This is a genomic window from Homoserinibacter sp. YIM 151385, assembly GCF_027912415.1.
In the GTDB taxonomy this organism is placed as follows: Bacteria; Actinomycetota; Actinomycetes; order Actinomycetales; family Microbacteriaceae; genus Schumannella.
The window spans coordinates 1,613,804-1,632,381 of sequence record NZ_CP115175.1; the positions used below are offsets into that span (position 1 = coordinate 1,613,804).

General features: G+C 74.1%; 16 protein-coding genes and 1 tRNA gene. All 17 read right to left on the reverse strand.

The genetic code is table 11. The features are described from left to right. Positions 1-7: 7 nt before the first annotated feature. The gene (locus tag OF852_RS07835) at positions 8-1,453 is read right to left on the reverse strand and encodes a xylulokinase (protein ID WP_271118617.1); all 1,446 of its coding nucleotides are present in this window, start codon (positions 1,451-1,453) and stop codon (positions 8-10) included. Continuing rightward, positions 1,450-2,166: a GntR family transcriptional regulator gene (locus OF852_RS07840; RefSeq protein ID WP_271118618.1), complete on the reverse strand. Its 717-nt coding sequence runs from the start codon at positions 2,164-2,166 to the stop codon at positions 1,450-1,452. The genes OF852_RS07835 and OF852_RS07840 overlap by 4 nt, the downstream gene beginning before the upstream one ends. Further along, positions 2,166-3,380 (reverse strand): CaiB/BaiF CoA transferase family protein, encoded by a 1,215-nt coding sequence (locus tag OF852_RS07845; RefSeq protein WP_271118619.1) that lies wholly within the window; start codon positions 3,378-3,380, stop codon positions 2,166-2,168. Before OF852_RS07845 ends, OF852_RS07840 begins: the two co-directional genes overlap by 1 nt. A gap of 26 nt (positions 3,381-3,406) precedes the next feature. Next, positions 3,407-5,098 carry a thiamine pyrophosphate-binding protein gene (locus OF852_RS07850; protein WP_271118620.1) on the reverse strand — a complete coding sequence of 564 codons (1,692 nt, stop codon included), beginning with the start codon at positions 5,096-5,098 and terminating at the stop codon, positions 3,407-3,409. Between the two features lie 14 nt (positions 5,099-5,112). Beyond that, on the reverse strand, positions 5,113-6,114 hold the full coding sequence (locus OF852_RS07855) for a MaoC family dehydratase (protein ID WP_271118621.1): 1,002 nt from the start codon (positions 6,112-6,114) through the stop codon (positions 5,113-5,115). Then, on the reverse strand, positions 6,111-7,475 hold the full coding sequence (locus OF852_RS07860) for an MFS transporter (protein WP_271118622.1): 1,365 nt from the start codon (positions 7,473-7,475) through the stop codon (positions 6,111-6,113). The genes OF852_RS07855 and OF852_RS07860 overlap by 4 nt, the downstream gene beginning before the upstream one ends. A 97-nt stretch (positions 7,476-7,572) precedes the next feature. After that, positions 7,573-8,523 (reverse strand): MaoC/PaaZ C-terminal domain-containing protein, encoded by a 951-nt coding sequence (locus tag OF852_RS07865; protein WP_271118623.1) that lies wholly within the window; start codon positions 8,521-8,523, stop codon positions 7,573-7,575. A gap of 147 nt (positions 8,524-8,670) precedes the next feature. After that, positions 8,671-9,249 (reverse strand): isochorismatase family protein, encoded by a 579-nt coding sequence (locus tag OF852_RS07870; protein ID WP_271118624.1) that lies wholly within the window; start codon positions 9,247-9,249, stop codon positions 8,671-8,673. 58 nt (positions 9,250-9,307) lie between these two features. Next, the gene (locus tag OF852_RS07875; protein ID WP_271118625.1) at positions 9,308-11,158 is read right to left on the reverse strand and encodes a D-alanyl-D-alanine carboxypeptidase; all 1,851 of its coding nucleotides are present in this window, start codon (positions 11,156-11,158) and stop codon (positions 9,308-9,310) included. Between the two features lie 9 nt (positions 11,159-11,167). Beyond that, positions 11,168-12,157, reverse strand: a complete 990-nt coding sequence (locus OF852_RS07880) for a Gfo/Idh/MocA family protein (protein ID WP_271118626.1) — start codon at positions 12,155-12,157, stop codon at positions 11,168-11,170. Positions 12,158-12,210: 53 nt separating this feature from the next. Further along, a complete protein-coding gene (locus OF852_RS07885; protein ID WP_271118627.1) occupies positions 12,211-13,017 on the reverse strand; it encodes a hypothetical protein in 807 nt (268 codons plus the stop codon). Between the two features lie 162 nt (positions 13,018-13,179). Further along, positions 13,180-14,262, reverse strand: coding sequence for a DNA glycosylase AlkZ-like family protein (locus tag OF852_RS07890; RefSeq protein ID WP_271118628.1), 1,083 nt, complete (start codon positions 14,260-14,262; stop codon positions 13,180-13,182). A gap of 136 nt (positions 14,263-14,398) precedes the next feature. Continuing rightward, a tRNA-Thr gene (locus OF852_RS07895) sits at positions 14,399-14,471 on the reverse strand. Between the two features lie 49 nt (positions 14,472-14,520). Next, complete coding sequence (locus tag OF852_RS07900) at positions 14,521-15,165, reverse strand: TetR/AcrR family transcriptional regulator (protein ID WP_271118629.1); 645 nt, start codon at positions 15,163-15,165, stop codon at positions 14,521-14,523. A 48-nt stretch (positions 15,166-15,213) separates the two neighbouring features. Continuing rightward, positions 15,214-16,779, reverse strand: a complete 1,566-nt coding sequence (locus tag OF852_RS07905) for an alpha/beta hydrolase (protein WP_271118630.1) — start codon at positions 16,777-16,779, stop codon at positions 15,214-15,216. Beyond that, positions 16,776-17,930, reverse strand: coding sequence for a DNA polymerase III subunit delta' (locus OF852_RS07910; RefSeq protein ID WP_442908608.1), 1,155 nt, complete (start codon positions 17,928-17,930; stop codon positions 16,776-16,778). Before OF852_RS07910 ends, OF852_RS07905 begins: the two co-directional genes overlap by 4 nt. Beyond that, positions 17,930-18,562, reverse strand: a complete 633-nt coding sequence (gene tmk, locus OF852_RS07915) for a dTMP kinase (RefSeq protein ID WP_271118631.1) — start codon at positions 18,560-18,562, stop codon at positions 17,930-17,932. Before tmk ends, OF852_RS07910 begins: the two co-directional genes overlap by 1 nt. Between the last annotated feature and the right edge of the window lie 16 nt (positions 18,563-18,578).

Sequence of the window (18,578 nt, forward strand, 5' to 3'; positions counted from 1 at the left end):
CCCGCACTCAGGACCCGGGCGCCGAGGTCCGGTCGCGGACCTCCTGCCAGGTGCGGTGGATCTCGTCGTAGCGGCGGGCCGCGCCCTCCTCCGGGTCGACGTCCCGCAGCCGGACCCCGAGCCGCTCGCGCGCCTCGTCGAGCCCGCCGGCGAGGCCCGCGCCGACGAGCGCGAGCCCCGCGGCGCCGAGGAGCGTCGCATCGGGGTCGCTCGCGACGCGGAGGGTGCGGCCGAGCGCGTCCGCGCGAAGGCGGACGAGATGCTCGGATCGGGCCGAGCCGCCCGCGAGCACGACGGCGCGTCGCGCGCCGAGCGGTGCCGGGTCGAGGAGGTCGATGCCCTCCCGGACCGTGGAGGTCGCACCCTCCTGGGCGGCCCGCAGGAACTCGGCGGGGCCGTGGTCGGGCGACTGGCCGACGACCGCGCCGCGCGACCCGGCATCCCAGCGGGGGAAGCGTCCGCCCGAGAGGCTCGGCACCACGAGGAGGCCGCGGCAGCCGGCCGGGACGGCGGCGAGCCCGGCGTCGTCGACGGGGCCGAGGAGGGCGCGCCAGCGGGCGACCGCGCCGCCCGTCATGCCGGTCGCGCCGCCCGCCGTCCAGCGGCCGGGGGCGAGGGCCGGATTCACGATCGCGCCCGAGGGCGCCTCGGCGGGGTCGTCGATCAGCCGGCCGATGACGTCCGTCGTGCCCGCCACGTCGGCGATCTCATCGGAGCGCTCGCCGAGGAGGAGCCCGATCCCGACCGAGCCGTCCGGCCCGCCCGCGACCACCCGGGTCCCCGCCGGCAGGCCGCAGCGCGCCGCCTCGGCGGGCCGCAGCGCGCCGGCCGTCTCGTGGGGCGCGAGCTGCCGCGGCACCCAGGCGGCGGGGATGCCGGCCGCCTCGAGCGCCCAGCCCTGCCAGTCGCGCCGGCGGATGTCGGAGGCGAGCGTGTAGGCGGCGTCCACCGTGTCGGTCGCGAGCTCGCCCGTGAGCCGCGCGACGAGGAGGTCCTTGGGGCTGAGGAGCGCGGCGACCCGATCGCCGAGTCCCGCCGCCCGCAGCTCGAGCGCGAGGGCGAGCGCACCGCCCGAGGCGGCCGGCCGGCCGGCGGCCGCGAGCAGCCCCGCGAGCTCCTCCGGCGGGAGGCCGTGGAGGCGGCCGAGACCCCGAGGGTCCGCCCAGCCGCCGCCCGGCACGACGGGACGGAGCTCGGCATCCACCGCGACCGTCCCGATGTGGGCGGAGATCGCGAGGGCCGCCGGCGCCTCGCCGGGCTGGACCTCGAGCTCGGCGAGCGCGCGGCGCACCTCCTCCAGGAGCAGCTCGGCGTCGAAGAGCTCGCCGCCGACGGCGCCGCCGCGGGCGACGCGGGTCGAGCGGAGGAGGCCGCGATCCGCGTCGACGAGTGCGGCGCGCACCGCCGAGGTGCCGACGTCCACGGCGACGACGGCGCGGGGTGCGGTGCTCATTCGGCGTCGATCCGGAGCAGCAGCGGGAAGCTCGGCAGGGTCCACCCGGAGGTGAACTCGACGGGCTCCTCGCGGGTCGAGTAGGTGGTGCGGAGGCCGTGGAGCACCGCGCCCCCCGGCGGCACCCGCAGCAGCGCCGCCTCCTCCTCGCCGAGGAGCGCGGCCGTCATCGACTGGTCGGCCCAGCGCAGCTCCACGTGGTGGCGCTCCGCGAGCGTCCGGTAGAGCGAGCCCTCGACGAGCGGCTCGCGCGTGATGCCGGGGGCGATCGCGTACGGCACCCAGGCATCCTGGAGCGCCGCCGGCACGCCGTCGACGAGGCGGACGCGGGTGAGGCGGCTCACCGGGTCGTCGACATCCAGCCGGAGCGCGGCCGCGACGGCGGGGGTCGCGGCCGCGAGCTCGGCGCGCACGATCTCGCTCGTGATCGGCACCTCGGAGTCGACGAGCTCGTCCGCGAAGGAGCGCAGCCGGTTGAAGCGGCGGCCCAGGCGGGCGTGCTCGCGCACGAAGGTGCCCGAGCCCTGCTTGCGGATGACGAGCTCGTCCGAGCCGAGCAGGTCCATCGCCTGCCGAACCGTCATCCGGCTCACGCCGTACTGCTTCGCGAGCTCGTGCTCGCTGGGGAGCTGCGCGGCGGGCTCGAGCACGCCCGAGCGGATCTGCGCGACGATGTCGTCGTAGATCACCCGGTACATGGGAGCCCGCTGCATCAGATGGCCCCTTCCGCCTTCAGCCGATCGATCTCATCCTCGCCGAAGCCGAGGATGTCGCGATAGACGTGGAGGTTGTCCTCCCCCGCGCTCGGCGGCGCCTTGCGCACCGTCGGCGGGCTCTTCTCCATGTGGATCGGGTTGGCCGGCATGCGGATGGTGCCGTGCACGGGGTGCTCGACCTCGGCGATCATGCCGCGCGCGGCGATCTGCGGCGAGCGCGACACCTCGCGCACGCTCGCGACCTCCGCGTACGGGACGCCCGCCTCGTCGAGCAGCCGCCCGATCTCGGCGCGCGGGAGGGCGCCCGCCCACGCCTGGATCGCGCCCTCCAGGTGCTCCTGCTCCGCCATCCGGCCCTCGACGCTCGCGAAGCGCTCGTCCTCGGCGAGATCCGCGCGGCCCATCACGGCGCACAGCTTCGGGAACAGGGAGGCGGTCCCCGCCTGGATGTAGATGGGCCCGTCGGAGGCCTCGTAGACGTTGACGGGGGCGGTGAGGAGGTCGCGCGAGCCGGAGCGCGGCATCTCGAGGCCGAGCATGAGCTCCGCGATGAGGCGCGTGCCGAGCGCCGAGAACATGGTGTCGTAGCTCGCGATGTCGACGAGCTGGCCCTCGCCGGTGCGATCGCGGTGCATGAGCGCCGCCATCGCGCCGATCGCACCCTGGTAGCCGGTCGTGTAGTCGGCGATGTAGGTGCCCGAGAGCGTGGGCTTGCCGTCGGGCTCCCCCGTCATGCTCATGAGCCCCGAGGAGGCCTGCGAGATCGCATCGAAGAGCGCGCGCCGGGAGTCCGGGCCGGTCTGGCCGAAGCCGGAGAGCGAGACGAGGATGACGTCCGGGTTGAGCTCCTGCATGCGCTCGTAGCCGAGCCCCATCTGCTCGATCGTGCCGGGCCGGAAGTTCTCGACGACGACGTCCGCCCAGCGCACCAGATCCTCGAGGATCGCGAGCGCGCGCGGATGCCGGGTGTCGAGCGTCGCCGCCTGCTTGTTCCGGTGGTACAGGAACATGTAGATGCTCTCGCCCTGCCAGTACGGGCCGTGGTGGCGCGAGTCCTCGCCGCGCGGGCGCTCGACCTTCACCACCTCGGCGCCGAAGTCGCCCAGGATCTGGGCGCACAGCGGGCCGGCGATGAAGCGCGAGAGGTCGAGGACCTTCACGCCGTCGAGCGGCCCCGGGCTGCCGGCTGCCGCCGGTGCGTCCTGCGTCATCGCGGTCTTCCCTCCTGTCGCGCCGCTCAGGCGCCGTGCGGCACGAAGGCCGGGTACGTCCAGGCGTTCGCCTCGCGGTCGAGCACGACGTCGATGACGACGGGCTTCCCCGAGGCGTAGCCCTCGCGGACGGCCTCGACGAGCTCGCCGACCTCCGTCACGCGCTTCCCATCCAAGCCCATGCCGCGGGCGACCTGCGCGAAGTCGACCTCGAGGAAGTCGACGCCGATGGTGCGCCCGTCGAAGTGCAGCACCTGCTCCTGGCGGATGTTGCCGTAGCTGGAGTCGTTGAGCACGACGATGACGACGGGGCCGCCGGCGCGGGCGAGCGTCTCGAGCTCGCCGAGGCTCATGCCGAGCGAGCCGTCGCCGATGAGCGCGAGCACCGGGCGCGCCGGGTCGTCGACGACGGAGGCGATCGCCGCGGGGAGCGCGAAGCCCATGTTCCCGAAGCCGACCGGCTTGATGTATCGGTAGGGCTCGTCCATCTCCCAGAGGAAGGACCAGACGCCCGGGTTGCCGGCATCCGGGATGAGCACGGCGTCCCGCGGCGTCACCTCGCGCAGGGCGCGCACGACGACGGCGGGCGAGACGGTGCCGGGGTTCTCGGGCTCGAGCTCGTCGGAGAGCGCCCACCACGTGCGCTCCGCCTCCTGCAGCTCGGCGATCCACCCGGCGCGGCCCGCCCGTGCGGCCTCCGCCCCGTCCGCCGTCGCAGCCGTGAGGTCGCGCGCGAAGGACGCGAGGTCGCCGACGACGCCGGCCGTGACCTCCGCGTAGTACCGCCCGATCATGGTCGGGTCGATGTCGACCTGGACGATCTCGGGCAGGGCGCGGCGCCAGCGCGTCGTCGAGACGGCGTTGAGGCTGTTCCCGAGCGCGAGCACGAGGTCGGCGTCGCCGATGACCCGCGTCGAGAGGTTCGTGCCCATGCGGCTCAGCGCGCCGAAGACGAGCGGGTGCGTCGTCGGGACGGCGCCCATGCCGTTGAAGGTCGTGATGACGGGGATGCTGAGCGCGTCCGCGAGCGCGAGGACCGCCTCGGAGGCCTGCCCCCGGTTGCCGCCGTTGCCGACCCAGATGACCGGCTTCTCGGCGGCGAGGACGCGCGCGGCGACCGTCGCGATCTCGTCGGGCGCCGCGACGGGGCGGGTCCCGACCCAGCTGCGGGCGGGGTGCACGGCCGGCACGGCGGGCGGGTTCTCGACGGGGAGCTCGATGGTGTCGCGGGCGAAGTCGAGGTGGACGGGACCGGGGTTGCCCGTCATCGCGTTGATGTAGGCCTCCTCCATCGCCTGCTTGATGCTCGTCGCGTGGGCGACGAGCCGCCCGTACTTGACGAAGGGGCGGAAGATCTCGACGTGGTCGGCGTTCTGCGCGTCGTCCTTGTGGATGTTCTCGCCGTTGTTGTTGCAGGTGATGATGATCGCGGGGCTCGAGTCGCGGAACGCGCCGCCGACGCCGGTCAGCAGGTTCGTGGCGCCCGGTCCGGTGGTCGAGATCGCGACCGCGGGGCGCCCGGTGAGCCGGCCGTAGGCGTCCGCCATGACGGCCGCCGCGTTCTCGTGGCGGGTGTGGACGAACTCGATCGACGGGGTGTCGATGATGGCGTCGGTGATCGCGAGGGTCTGGCCGCCGACGACGCCGAAGACCTTCGTCACCCCCAGCGACTCGAGCATCCGGACGACCAGCTGCCCGCCGGTGATGGTCTCGCTCATGGTGTTCTTGCCTCTCATTCGGTTTCGGATGCGGGCAGGGGCGCGCTGGCCCACCCCGCGGCGCTGAGGCCGCCGTCGGCACGGCGGACCCAGATGTCGAGCTCGACGCGGCCGTCGGCGACGGCGGTCACGATGCCGCCCGCCTCGATCGGCTCGTGCACGTCGACGGTCTTGAGGAACTTCACCCGCATCCACCCGCCGGCGAGGAAGCCGGCGCCGAGCTGGCGCGTGAGGAGCTCGGCGAGGACGCCGAACTGCTGCTGTCCCTGCACGAAGGGGACGCGCATCCCGCCCTCCCTCGCGAGCGCGAGGTCGTTGTGGACGTTGCGCACGTACTCCCCGACCCGGGAGAAGACCGCGGCCTGCTCGACCGTGATCGTCTTCGGCAGGACGGGCAGCACCTGGCCCGCGGCGGGCGCCGCCGGGTCGAAGGCGGGGGCGCCCTCCGGCACCTCGCCCGTGACCCGGCGCTGGTCGGCCGCCGGGGCCGCGCTGCCGCGGCCCGCGACATCGCCGGGGCGCGTGCGCAGGATCTCGACCCCGCGGTGGCGCAGGATGCTGCGGCCGTCCTCGCCGGTCGCCGTCGCCTCCATCACGACATAGCCCTGGCCGCGACGCTCGTAGGCCTCGGTGTAGGTGCCCTCGAGCACGACCTGCTCGTCGAGGAAGGCGGGCGAGTCGAACCAGAGCTGCTCCTCCGTGTGCAGGCCGACGACGCGGCTCGCGGCGTAGACGGTCGTGAACAGCTGCACGAGGTCGTTGCCGAGGAGCGCGGCGTGGCCGACACGGCGGCCGCCGAAGGGGCTCGCCTCGAGGTGCCAGGGGTGGTGGTCGTCCTGCGTGAAGGCGAAGCGCTTGATCTTGTGGTCGTCGACGACGACGGTCGCGGGGCCGAGCTGCTCGGGGATCTCGAGCTGCTCGAACTCCGGCTCCTTGAGCCCGGCCTCGAGGTCGTCGACCTCGACGGCGCGGCGCGGGTCGACGAGGTCGCGCCAGGGGCGCTCCGGCGCCGTCATCGGGCGTCCTCCTCGCCGACCTTCGTCATGTCCGCGCGGTTGGTCTCGGGCGCGAGGAACGCGCAGACGCCGCCGATCACGAGGGAGCCGACCGTGATGAGGGCGATCGGCCACGGGTCGCCGTCGGTCGCGATGAGGAGCGCCGTCGAGAGCAGCGGCCACAGGCCGATGAGGATCGAGGGGACCTGCGCCGCGAGGGAGACGCCCGTGTAGCGCACCTTCGTGCCGAACAGCTCGGAGAAGAAGGAGGGCTCGACGCCGTAGACGGCCCCGACGCCGATCGCGTAGGCGACCGCGTAGGCGACGTACATGAGCGGGATGCTGTCGGCCGACAGGATCCAGAAGAACGGGAACACGACGACGGCGCCCACGACCGCGCCGATGATGAACACCGGGCGTCGGCCGATCCGGTCCGAGAGCTTGCCGAAGAAGAAGTAGGTGTAGATCGCGATCGCGGCCGCGATGGTCGACGCGATGAGCACGTGCGTGCGCGGGATGTCGGTGTAGCCGACCGCGAAGGTGAGGCCGATCGTGAGGATGATGTAGCCGAAGACCGCCTCGCCGAAGCGCATGCCCATCGCGAGCAGGAGCGGCTTCTTGAAGCGGCGGAACAGCTCCGTGATCGGCAGCTTCTCCTTCGGGGCGTCGGCGGCGGCCTTCGCCTCGAGCTGCTCCTGGGCGGCCTGGAAGGTCGGCGTCTCGGTGAGCTTGAAGCGGATGAAGAGGCCGACCGCGATGAGCACGGCGCTGAGCAGGAACGGCAGGCGCCAGCCCCAGCTGAGCAGCTGCTCGTCCGGCAGCGTGGAGACGAGCGCGAAGATGCTCGTCGAGAAGACGAGGCCGACGGCGTTGCCGATCTGGGGGAAGCTGCCGTAGGCGCCGCGCTTGCCCTCGGGCGCGTACTCGACGGCCACGAGCGAGGCGCCGCCCCACTCGCCGCCGACGCCGAAGCCCTGCACGAGACGCAGGAGGACGAGCAGGATGGGCGCCGCGATGCCGATCTGCTCGGTCGTCGGGAGGAGCCCGATGAGGAAGGTCGAGATCCCCATCATCATGAGCGTGGTGACGAGCGCCGCCTTGCGGCCGAACTTGTCGCCGAAGTGCCCGAACACGATGCCGCCGAGCGGGCGGGCGAAGAAGCCGACGCCGAACACCGCGAAGGAGGCCAGGGTGCCGTAGATGGGGTCGCCGTCGCTCGGGAAGAACAGGCGCCCGAAGACGAGCGCCGAGGCGGTGCCGAAGATGAAGTAGTCGTACCACTCGACGGCGGTGCCGACGAGGCTCGCGACGGCGGCCCGCTTCGCGAGCTTCGTGCGCTCCTGCTGGGTCGCCGGGGGTGCGGCGGGGGTGCTGCTGGTCATGGTGACGTCCTCGTCTCCGTGATGATCCGGTGGATGGATGCGGTGGGTTCGGTGCGGCGGCGGGTGCCGCCTGGGTCGCCGCGGTGCGGCGGCACGCTCAGGCGAGCGTGCTCGGTCGGGCCGCGTCCTCGGAGATCTCCGCGGAGGCCCAGCCGACGGCGGTGCGGGTGCCGTCGGCCTTGTCGATCCAGACCTCGAGCTCGAGGCGGCCGTCCTGCTCGCCGACGACGGCGCCGGAGGTCGTGAGCTCCTCGCCGACGTAGGCGGGCGAGATGAAGCGCATGTCGATCTCGCCGCTCGTGAACCAGCTCGCGCCGAAGACGTCGACGAGGTTGGCGAGCACGTGGCCGGTCTGCTGCTGCGCCTGCACGATGGTGCGGTCGAGGCCGGACTCGGCGGCCTTCGCGAGGCTCGTGTGGACGTTCGCGTAGCCCTTGCCGGCCCAGGAGAAGACCGACATCTGGTCCTGCGTGAAGCGGGTGGTGCGGCTCGGGATGCCGGCGCGCTCGGGCAGGCCGTGCGCGGCCCGCTCGACGACGGGCAGCGCGGCGTCGACCGTGCCGAGCACGGTGCGCGAGCGCTGCTCGCCGGCGGAGCGCCCCTTGCCGACGACCTCGCCGGCGACTGTGCGCATGATCTCCTTGCCGACGTGCTCGACGAGCACCCGGCCGTCCTCGCCCCGCGCGGTCGCCTCGAGGGTGACGTAGCCCTGGCCGCGGCGCTCGACCTTCTCGGTGTAGGCGCCCTCGATGACGACGGTCTCGCCGAGGCGGACGGGGGCGTGGAAGCGGAGGCGCTCGTGGGTGTGGAGGCCCTGTGCGGTGTTGCCGTCGTACTTGTCGTAGAAGAGGAAGAGGAGGTCGTTGGCGAGCACGAGCGGATGGCCGACGGGGCCGCCGAACGGCGAGTCGACGAGGTACCAGTCGCGCAGCTCGTCCTGCGCGTAGGCGTAGTCGAGGATCTTGCGCCGGTCCACCTCGACGGTCACCGGGCCGAAGGCCTCGGGGATCTCGACGAGCTCGTAGCGGGCTTCCTTGAGGGACGTCATCGTCGCTCCTCCATCGGGTCGGTGCGGTGTTCCACGTCGTCGAGAGAATTTGTCTAGACAACTAGACGATGACGATACGGCGACGGCCGCCGGGTGTCAAGCCCGGCGGCCGTCGATGCTCCGATGCGCGCGTCGAGCGCGGCGCGCTCAGCCCGGCACGACCTCCCCGCCGGCCGCCCGGATCTCCTCGAGGGCGGCCGCGCTCGACACCGGCGCGACGCCCGCGACGAACTGCTCCAGCACCCGCACCCCGCGGCCGGCCGCGAGGGCGTCGAGCGCCGAGGCGCGCACGCAGTGGTCCGTCGCGATCCCCACGACGTCGACCTCGTCGATGCGGCGGTCCTCGAGCTCCTCGAGCAGCGTCCTGCCCGCATCCGTCGTGCCCTCGAAGATCGAGTACGCGGGCGCGCCCTGGCCCTTGCGCACGTGGACGTCGACGCGGCTCGTGTCGAGCGCCGGGTGGTACTCCGCCCCCGGCGTGCCCGCCACGCAGTGCACCGGCCAGGTGTCGACGAAGTCGGGCGCGGCATCGACCGCGAAATGGCCGCCGTTGTCGTTCCCGCCGTCGTGCCAGTCGCGGGAGGCGACCACGAGCTCGTAGCGGTCCGGCGCCGCCTCGAGGAGCCGGGTCACGCGGGCCGCGACCTCGGCGCCGCCCTCCACCCCGAGGGCGCCGCCCTCCGTGAAGTCGTTCTGCACGTCGATGATGAGGAGCGCGCGGGCCATGCCGCCTCCGTCCGGCTCGGCGCCGCGAGACGCGACGCGGTGATCAGGGTGCTTCCGCTCAGTACCTCGCGAGGCGCTCGCCGCAGGCGGCCACCCGGGCGACCACCGCATCCAGCGCCGTGCGCGTCGAGTCGTTGACGCCCTCGCCCGAGGCCGTCAGCGAGAAGGTCAGCTGGGTGCCGTCGTCGGCTTCGATCCAGCCCGTCAGGCTCGTCGCGCCGGCGTTGCTGCCGCTCACCGCCGTGACCTTCCCGCGGGCGCTCGCCGCATCCCCGCCGAAGCGCTGCGCGAGCAGTCCCGACTCCCCCGCGACCGACATCGCGTCGCGCACCACCGCGAGCTGCTGACGGCCCTCGCGCACGTCGACCATGAGCTCCGCCAGCGCCGTCGGCTGCACCCGGTTCTCGCCGCTGCGCCCCGAGCCGTCGCGGATCGACAGGCCCTCCGTGTCGGCGCCGTAGGTCGCGAGCGCCGAGGAGGCGGAGGCCGCGAGCGAGCCCGAGGCGCCGTCGCCGCCCGACTCGACCGAGGCGATCCGCGCCAGCATCTCGGCGAGCGTCTCGTCGCCCGACTGGAGCATCTGCGTCACGAGGCGGTTGAGCGGCTGCGAGGAGACCTCGCCGAGGAGGGTCGCGCCGTCCGCGGCCTCCCCGCCCGCCACCTCGACGTCGTCCGCGAGGACGCCCGCGCCGTCCGCCGCGCGGAGGGCGTCGAGGAAGGCCTGGCCGGCGCGCGCCGCCGGGTCGTCGGAGCGCGGGCTCGACGCCTTCGCGGGGTCCTCGCGGTCGCCGTCGACCTGCAGCGGGCTCGGGAGCGACACCCGCCCCTGCGCCGTCGCGTCGCTCGGCCAGCCGCCGGGGGCCGTGGCCTCGGACCAGTAGCTCGTGTCGAGCGAGACCCGCTCGATCTGCTGCTCGGGATGCCGCTGCGCGAAGGCGGAGACGGCCTGCTCGGCGAGATCGGACAGCTTCGGGGCACCCTGGTAGACGCCCTCCTGGCTGCCCGGAAGGCGGCTCAGGGTCGCGTCGCCGCGCCCGACGAGCACGATCTCGCCCTCCTCGACGCCGTCCGTGACGCGCGTCGAGATCTGGAAGGTCGGCCCCATGACCGCGAGGGCGGTGGATGCCGTGACCAGCTTCACGGCGGCGGGCGAGTTCACGGGCTCCTCGCCGTCGATCGAGAGGAGCGGGTCGCCGTCGGCGTCGAGCACGACGCCCGAGAGGGTCTTCAGCGCGTCGGCGCCGCGCTGCGCCGCGATCGAGCAGGTGCTGATCGGCACGGCGCCGGGGGCGCCGTCCGGGGCGCGGCGCTCCGCGACCGGCTCCTCGCCGACCGTCGGCGCGCCGGGCGCCGCCGTCGCCGCGCCGATCGCCGAGCCGAGCGCGAAGGAGCCGGTCGCGAGGAGCAGGAAGGCGAGGCCGAGCGCGCCCGCGAGCCAGGCCCTCGGGTTGCGGCGGACCATCGCGGCGATGCCGGCGACGGGCCCGTCGCCCCCGCCGCGCGGCGGACCGGGCACGTCGATCTCGGGCGGCGCGGGTGCGGGGGCCATCGCCGCCGGCTCGAGGAAGGCGGTGGGGAACGGGGACTCGACGGGCTCGGGGCGGCGGGCGAAGACCTCGGTGGCGTCGGCGGGCCCCTCCGGGAACGCGGTCGTCGGGGCGTCGGAGGCGGCGGGCTCGGCGGGGGCGGCGAAGGCCTGCGTCGGCGCGGGCTCGGCTGGCGCAGCGGACTCGGCCGGCGCAGCGGGCTCGGCGGGCGCGTCGCTCAGCCGAGCCGCATCCGGGCCGGCGATGATCGAGGTGAAGGTCTCCGGCTCGACGGGCGGCTGAGCTTCCTGCTCCTCGCGCGCCGCCCGCTCGGCCGCATCGCGCGCCTCACGGCGCGACATGGGCTGCTCGTCGTCGGTCACCGGCCCATGCTAGCTGGCGACATCTGACGGGTAGGTGAGCCCGATCTGGCGGCGGATCTCGTCGAGGGTCCGCATGATGCCGACGCTCTGGCGCCCGGACATGAGCGGCGAGGTCGTGTGCCCCTCCCGCACCAGCCGCTCGATCTCGAGCGCCTCGAACTGCATCCCGCGCCCCTCGATGCGCGACTCGTAGGCCTCGAGCACCTCGCCGTCCGTCGCGATGAGTCGGAAGGAGGTCGGCTGGTACCAGGTGTCGTCGATCTCGATGCGCGCGCGCGTGCCCGTGATCGACGCGGTGTTCGGGCTCCGCGCGTCGAGCACGGTGTGCACGAGGGCGACCGCGCCCTCCGCATTGCGGAGGAGGACGGCGGTCGAGCCGTCGACGCCGGTCGGCGTCCTGGTGGCCGTCGCGTGGACCTCGACCGGCTCGCCGAGCACATCCCACGCGAAGGACACCGGGTAGATGCCGAGGTCGAGGAGCGCCCCGCCGCCGAGCTCCGGGTTCTGGAGGCGATGCTCCGGGTCGGTCGGGAGCGACTGCCCGTGGTCGGCGATGACGGCGCGGATCTCGCCGAGGGCCCCCTCGGCGAGGAGCTCGCGGATGCGGACCATGTGCGGCAGGAACCGCGTCCACATCGCCTCCATGACCACGAGGCCCGTCTCGATGCCGAGGTCGACGAGCCGCGCGGCCTCCGCCTCGTTCATCGTGAACGCCTTCTCGACGAGCACGTGCTTGCCGCCGCGCAGCGCGAGCTCCGCGTCCGCCGCGTGCATGGGATGCGGCGTCGCGACGTAGATCACGTCGACCTCCGGGTCGGCGGCGAGCGCCTCGTAGGAGCCGTGCGCGCTCGGCACCCCGAACTCCTCGGCGAAGGCGCGGGCGCGGTCCTCGCCGCGCGAGCCGACCGCCTGCACGGTCAGTCCCGCATCCAGCAGGTCGCGGGTGAAGGTCCGGGCGATGCCGCCCGTCCCGAGGATGCCCCATCGCAGCGTCGTCATGCCCTCACGCTATCGGGATCCGGCCGCCGCATCCCCGTTCTCCGGGAGGGGTCTCAGCAGCCGCCCCAGCGGGCGGCGGCGCGCGTGAAGGAGGCGGGCTCGTCCGGGACGCCGCCGTGCGACATCGCGAAGTACACGCAGGCGCCCGCGGGCGAGGGGCCGGGGCGGTAGAGCGACGCGCGGTGCGCGGCCGAATCCCACCACTTCTGCGCGACCGTCGCCCCCGAGTTGCCGGAGCCGCCCGCGAGATTGCCGTCGCAGCCGACGCTCGGCGTGCCGTCGCTGCGCCGCGAGCCCATGTGGCCCCACGCGCTCATCGGGTCGGTGCTCGGATCCTCGGCCATCCAGAAGAGGCGCTGCTCCATGCAGGCGTCGTAGCGGATGCTCGACATCGGGAACGGCTGGAGGCAGTTCGCGACGCGGATCGCGTTGTAGGCCTGCGCGAAGGCCGCGAGGTCGCCGGCCGTCGTGCCGCCGACGCCGAGGGGGCTCCGCGCGCCGGGCGCGCCGGGCGCGCCGCCGCCCGGCATCCCCGGGCATCCGCCGGCGGGCGGCTGGGCGAGGGCGCCGCCGCCCGCGGGCGGCTCGGGCGTCGGGGCGGGGAGGGGCTGCTGCGCGAGGTGCTCGGTGTCGCGGCCCGTCGCCGGCTCGGCCGTCGGCGTCCCCGCCGCGCGCGCCTCGGCACCCTCGATCGAGGCGGCAGCGTGGATGCCGGCGAGCGGACGAGACGGGTCGAGAGCGGCTCCGGCGGTCGAGGCCGACGCGGGCCGGAGGAAGGACGGGCCGCCGCCGCCCGCAAAGGGCAGGATCACGGCGAGGGCGATCGCGAAGACCGCTCCCAGCCCGATGATGCGGCGCATCCTGGCACCCCCCGGTGGACATCCCCTGGCGGAACCCCTCAGAACCGCCTGCTCATCAGGCTATTCCGCTCGAGCTCGCCGACGCGACGGTTCCTCCCCCGCTCTGGGGCCGCCCTCAGGGTCGGCGCCGGGGCCCGGCCGCCGTGCCCCCGGGCTCGCCGATCACCGTCGGACGCGCAGCCCCTGGAGTGCCGCGAGCTCCTCGATCGCCCCCTCCACCTCCTCGCGCTCGGAGGCGCCGAGTGGCGTGTCCTCGTGGACGGCGGCGACCCGGAGCACGCCCGCGCTCCGATCGGCGCGGGCGTCGAGCTTGCCGACGAGCCGGTCGCCGAGCAGGATCGGCAGCGCGAAGCCGCCCCAGCGCCGCACCGCCTTCGGCTTGTACATCTCGAGCGCGTACTCGTAGCCGAAGACGGGCTCGAGGCGCTCGCGGTCGACGACGAGCCGGTCGAACGGCGAGAGGATCGCGGCGCGGCGCCGGCGGAACGGCCGGCCAAGCTGCGCGGGGTCGACGCGCCAGCGCCCCGGCACCCCGTCGATCTCCGCGAGCTCGCCGACCGGGTAGGCGTCGCGGAGCGTGTGGTGGAGGGCGGCCGTGCTGTCGCGGAGGAGGCCGGATGCCGCGAGGAACCGCTCGGCGCGGCGGCGGCGGGCCTCCTCGAGCGGCACCGCGACCGTGTCGGAGGGGTAGACGCGCTCGGCGATGTCCCAGACGCGGAGTCGTCCGACGCGCCCGACGACCGCGAGATCACCCTGCACGTGCATGAGCTGGAGCATCTGCGTCGCGTTGCGGTCGTCGGTCCAGCCGGTAGACGGCCACGGCACGACCGCCTCGTCGGGGATCTCGCGCGAGGTCAGCGGGCCGAGGTCGGCAATCCGGTCGAGGATCCCCTGCCGGAACGGCTCGTTCGCCTCCACCCAGCGCTGCGCCTGCCCGCCCTCGACGTCGAGGCTCATGCCGGCGAGGTGGAGCCCCAGCTCCGACATCGGATGCAGCACCCAGTCGCGCTCGAAGAGCCGCCCGGCCGCGAGTGCGCGGTCGGCCTGCCCGAGCCGGTAGTCGCGGCCGAGGCGCGTGGCCGCGATGTGGTCGGCGGCGGGCGCGACCGTCGTCGTCAGCTCGACGCGGAGACCCGCGAGGGCACCGGCGAGCTCCACGAGCTCGCCCGGCGGCTCGTCATCGAGGCCGGCGGCGCGCACGGCGATGCGCCGCGCCTCGTCCCGATCCAGCCGCACGATGCCCACGACCCGAGGCTAGCCCCGCCCGCCGACACCCTCCGGCGTCGCGCGCCCCCCGCATCCGCGGCGAGCGCACCCCGCGCGCCGGACCCCGCCGTCCACGACTCGCGCCGCAGCAGCGGCGGCGCGACAGAAGGTACAGAGCCGCCTGTGGGAATCGAACCCACGACCTTTTCATTACGAGTGAAACGCTCTACCGACTGAGCTAAGGCGGCGTGGCGCCGAGCTGATGGGCTCAGCGGCACGATTGACGATCATAGCCGATCAGCGCGGGCTCGCCGCACCGAGGAGGGCGGCCGCATCGGCGAGGGCGTCGTGGATGAGGACCCCGAGTCCTTCGGGGTGGGATCCGTCAGCCCAGGTCACCCACGCGGCGCGCATCGCGCCGACGGCGACGAAGGTGACGAGGCGCGCCTCCTCGCGTTCCCGGTCGGTCTCCGCGGCGTCCACCGGGCGGGCGCGCTCGGCCCGGAGGCGGCGGGCGACGACGTGGACGAGCTCGTCCTCGAAGCTGCGCATCCCGGCCATGCGGAGCGCCATGATCTGCGGGTTGGCTTTGACGAGCTCGCGCCGCTGCTGGACGAGCTCGAGGTCCTGGAGGTTCTGCTGCACGGCGTCGGCGAGCATGTCGCCGAGGTCGAGGAGCAGCGGCTGCCGGCCGTGGACGAAGCGCTCGAGGATCTCGGCCTCGGGGAGGTGCGGGGTGTCGCCGGCGAGCGCCGAGTCCTTGGAGGGGAAGTAGTTGAAGAAGGTCCGCGGCGAGACGTCGGCGCGGCCGGCGATGTCCTCGACGGTGACGCCGTCGATGCCGCGCTCGCGCACGAGCTGGATGGTGGCGAGCTGGATGGCGCGCCGGGTGGCGATCCGCTTGCGCTCGCGGAGCCCGATCGGCGCGTCGTCGTCAGTCACGCGGATATTCTTTCACAGCCTGCAAGTTTGCATCCGCGCACGGCCGGTTCAGCAGCGGGGGTCCGCCGCGGGGACCGTGCCGTCGATGAGGTAGTCGTCGACGGCGTCGTTCACGCAGGCGTTCGACTTGTTGTAGGCGGTGTGCCCTTCGCCCTCGTAGGTGACGAGGTGTCCGTTCTCGAGCTGCCCGGCGAGCCGCTCGGACCACACGTACGGCGTCGCCGGATCGTTCGTGGTGCCGACGACGAGGATGTCGGCGGAGCCGGCCGCGGCGATCGGCCCGCGCTCGCGAGTGCTCTGGAACGGCCACTGCGCGCAGCCCGTGCCGCCGTAGGTGAGCTGCGGTCCGAAGACAGGCGCCGCGTCGACGAGCGCCGCCGCCTTCTCCCGCATGGTCGCGGGGTCGTCGTCGCTCGTGTAGTCGAGGCAGTTGATGGCGATGAGCGCCTCGGTCGCGTTGCTCGCGTAGCGGCCCGAGGCATCCCGCTCGTAGTACTGGTCGGCGAGGTTGAAGGCGACCGTCGCATCCCCCGTCCGGACGCTCTCGAGCAGCGAGTCGAGGGCAGGCCAGCTCGTCGGGTTGTAGAGCGGCAGGATGATCGCGGTGAACATGGTGCCGCTGCCGAGCTCGCGCCCGTCGACGGAGCGGAGCGGGCTCCGGTCGAGGCGGTCGAGGATGCCGCGCGTCTCCTCCTGCGCGGCCTCGACGGTGCCGCGGAACGGGCAGCCCTCGCGCTCGAGGCAGTCCTCGAGGTAGGCGCGGTATGCGCTCTCGAAGCCGATCGCCTGCCTCAGCGAGACCTCGTCCTCGCTCGCCGCGGGGTCGAGGGCGCCGTCGAGCACGAGCCGGCCCGTCTTCTCCGGGAAGAGCTCGGCGTAGGTCGCGCCGAGGAAGGTGCCGTAGGAGTAGCCGAGGTAGCCGAGCGTCTCGTCGCCGAGGGCGGCGCGCAGCATGTCGAGGTCGCGCGCCGCGCTCTCGGTGTCGACGTGCTCGAGGAGGGGCCCCGTGTGCTCGAGGCAGGCCTCCCCGAACTCTCGGTTGCTCTGCTCAGAGGCGGCGATCCAGGCGTCGCCGCCGCGCGGCGCATCGGGGACGTCGTACAGGTAGTGGTCGAGGGCGGCGTCGTCGTCCGCGCAGCTGACGGCACTCGACCGCCCGACGCCGCGCGGGTCGAAGCCGACGATGTCGTACGCCGACTGGAGGCGCTCGCTCGTCGCGTAGTCGACGTTCTCGAGCACGAAGTCGACGCCCGAGCCGCCCGGCCCGCCGGGGTTCACGAGGATCGAGCCCCGCGCCTCACCCGACTGGGCGGGCTGGCGCACGAGCGCGAGCTCGATGTCCTCGCCGTCGATCGACGCCCAGTCGAGCGGCGCGGTCGCGGTCGCGCACTGCATGCCGTCGCCGCATCCCTCCCATTCGAGGACCTGGTGATAGTAGGGCTCGAGATCGGCGGCGACCTCCTCCCCCGTGGGCGTCGACGCGGGCTCCATGCGCGGCGCCTGGAACCAGGCCAGACAGCCGCTCAGGACGAGCGGCACCGCGGCGGCGACCGCGAGCGCGACGAGGATCCTGGCGCGCGCGCGGCGCGGTCCGCGCGGGCGCGAGGCGCTCACCGCGCTCCTCCGGGCTGTGCCTCGCGCACGCGGACGGCGCTCACGAGCGCCGCCTCGATCGCGAGGAGCGGCGCGACGTTGCCCTCGATCCGCGTGCGCGCCTCGGCGACGGCATCGAGGGTGGCGAGGGTCTGCGGTGCGTCGCCGAGCGCCGCGGCCTCCCGGATGCCGTCGGCGATCGCCGCGTTGACGAGCTCGCCGCCGACGCCGAGCTGGGTGACGAGCACGTCGCGGTAGAGGGAGAGGAGGTCGACGAGGATGCGGTCGAGGCCGTCGCGGAGGCTGCGGGTGGCGCGCCGCTTCTGATCCTCCTCGAGGTGCTTGAGCTGGGCGCGGAGCGCCGGGGGCACCGTGCCGCCGGGCTCGACGCCGAGGGACCTGAGCGCCTCCTCGCGCTCGACGGCATCCCGCTCCTCGGTGATGGCCTTCGCGTCGGCGGCGGCGATCTCGTGGAGCTCGGCGGCCGCCCGGACGGCGCCGCCGACGCTGCGGATGCCGAGTGCGGCCTGGAGCGTCCGCGAGCGGCGCTCTCGGGCGTCGGCGTCGGTCGCGAGGCGGTGCGCCATGCCGATGTGCGACTGGGCCTCGCGGGCCGCGGTCTCGGCGATCGCGGCCGGCACGCCGTCGCGCTGCTCGAGGAGGGCGGCGACCTCGCGCACGGTCGGCACGCGGAGTCGGAGCGAGCGGACGCGCGAGCGGATCGTGGGGATGAGGTCGGCCTCGCTCGGCGCGCAGAGGATCCAGACGGTGCGCGGCGGCGGCTCCTCGAGCGCTTTGAGGAGGACGTTGGAGGTGCGCTCGGTCATGCGGTCCGCGTCCTCGATGACCATGACCCGGTAGCGGCCGGAGGAGGGCGAGAACTGGCTCTTCGCGACGAGCTGGCGCACCTCCTCGATCGCGATGATGACGCGCTCGGTGCTGAGGACGCCGAGGTCGGGGTGGGTGCGCGCGTGGACCTGCGCCTCGACGGCGGCGGGATCCTCGCCGTCTCGCGCGATGAGCGCGGCGGCGAAGGCGTAGGCGAGGTTGGAGCGCCCGGAGCCGGGCGGGCCGGTGATGAGCCAGGAGTGGGTCATGCCCTCGCCCCGCTCGGCTGCGGCCCGCACGGCGGCGACCGCGGCATCCTGCCCGACGACCTCGTCCCAGCCCATCAGCGCGAGCCCGCCTCGAGCAGCTCGGCGACGCGGACGCGGATGCGCTCGGCGAGCACCTCGGGCGCCTCGCTCGCATCGAGCACGAGGAAGCGCCCGGGCTCCGCCTCGGCGAGCGCGAGGTAGGCGGCACGGACCCGCTCGTGGAAGTCCTGCTCCTCGGCCTCGAGCCGGTCGTACCGGGTGCGCGACGCGTCGAGCCGTTCGCGGCCGGCGGCGGGGTCGAGGTCGAGCAGGATGGTGAGGTCGGGCAGCAGGCCCTCGGCCGCCCAGAGCGAGAGGCGCCGCACCTCGTCGGCGTCGAGGACCCGGCCGGCGCCCTGGTAGGCGACGGAGGAGTCGAGGTAGCGGTCCTGGATGACGATCTCGCCCCGCTCGAGCGCCGGTCGCACGGCGGTCGCGATGTTGTGGGCGCGATCGGCCGCGTAGAGGAGCGCCTCGGCGCGCGGGGCCATGTACCCGCGACGGTGGAGGATGATCTCGCGAAGCTCGAGGCCGAGCTCGGTGCCGCCGGGCTCGCGCGCGTGCTCGACCGTGCGACCCTGCTCCTCGAGCCAGGCGGTGAGCCGCCGCGACTGCGTGGTCTTGCCGGAGCCGTCGCCGCCCTCGAGGGTGATGAAGAGCCCGGCCATGCGGTGCGCGGCTCCC

Bases quoted from the DNA above. Each gene is read 5' to 3' on its own strand.
- OF852_RS07835 (WP_271118617.1), bottom strand. From the start codon at position 1,453: ATGAGCACCGCACCCCGCGCCGTCGTCGCCGTGGACGTCGGCACCTCG.
- OF852_RS07840 (WP_271118618.1), bottom strand. From the start codon at position 2,166: ATGCAGCGGGCTCCCATGTACCGGGTGATCTACGACGACATCGTCGCG.
- OF852_RS07845 (WP_271118619.1), bottom strand. From the start codon at position 3,380: ATGACGCAGGACGCACCGGCGGCAGCCGGCAGCCCGGGGCCGCTCGAC.
- OF852_RS07850 (WP_271118620.1), bottom strand. From the start codon at position 5,098: ATGAGCGAGACCATCACCGGCGGGCAGCTGGTCGTCCGGATGCTCGAG.
- OF852_RS07855 (WP_271118621.1), bottom strand. From the start codon at position 6,114: ATGACGGCGCCGGAGCGCCCCTGGCGCGACCTCGTCGACCCGCGCCGC.
- OF852_RS07860 (WP_271118622.1), bottom strand. From the start codon at position 7,475: ATGACCAGCAGCACCCCCGCCGCACCCCCGGCGACCCAGCAGGAGCGC.
- OF852_RS07865 (WP_271118623.1), bottom strand. From the start codon at position 8,523: ATGACGTCCCTCAAGGAAGCCCGCTACGAGCTCGTCGAGATCCCCGAG.
- OF852_RS07870 (WP_271118624.1), bottom strand. From the start codon at position 9,249: ATGGCCCGCGCGCTCCTCATCATCGACGTGCAGAACGACTTCACGGAG.
- OF852_RS07880 (WP_271118626.1), bottom strand. From the start codon at position 12,157: ATGACGACGCTGCGATGGGGCATCCTCGGGACGGGCGGCATCGCCCGG.
- OF852_RS07885 (WP_271118627.1), bottom strand. From the start codon at position 13,017: ATGCGCCGCATCATCGGGCTGGGAGCGGTCTTCGCGATCGCCCTCGCC.
- OF852_RS07910 (WP_442908608.1), bottom strand. From the start codon at position 17,930: ATGGGCTGGGACGAGGTCGTCGGGCAGGATGCCGCGGTCGCCGCCGTG.
- tmk (WP_271118631.1), bottom strand. From the start codon at position 18,562: ATGGCCGGGCTCTTCATCACCCTCGAGGGCGGCGACGGCTCCGGCAAG.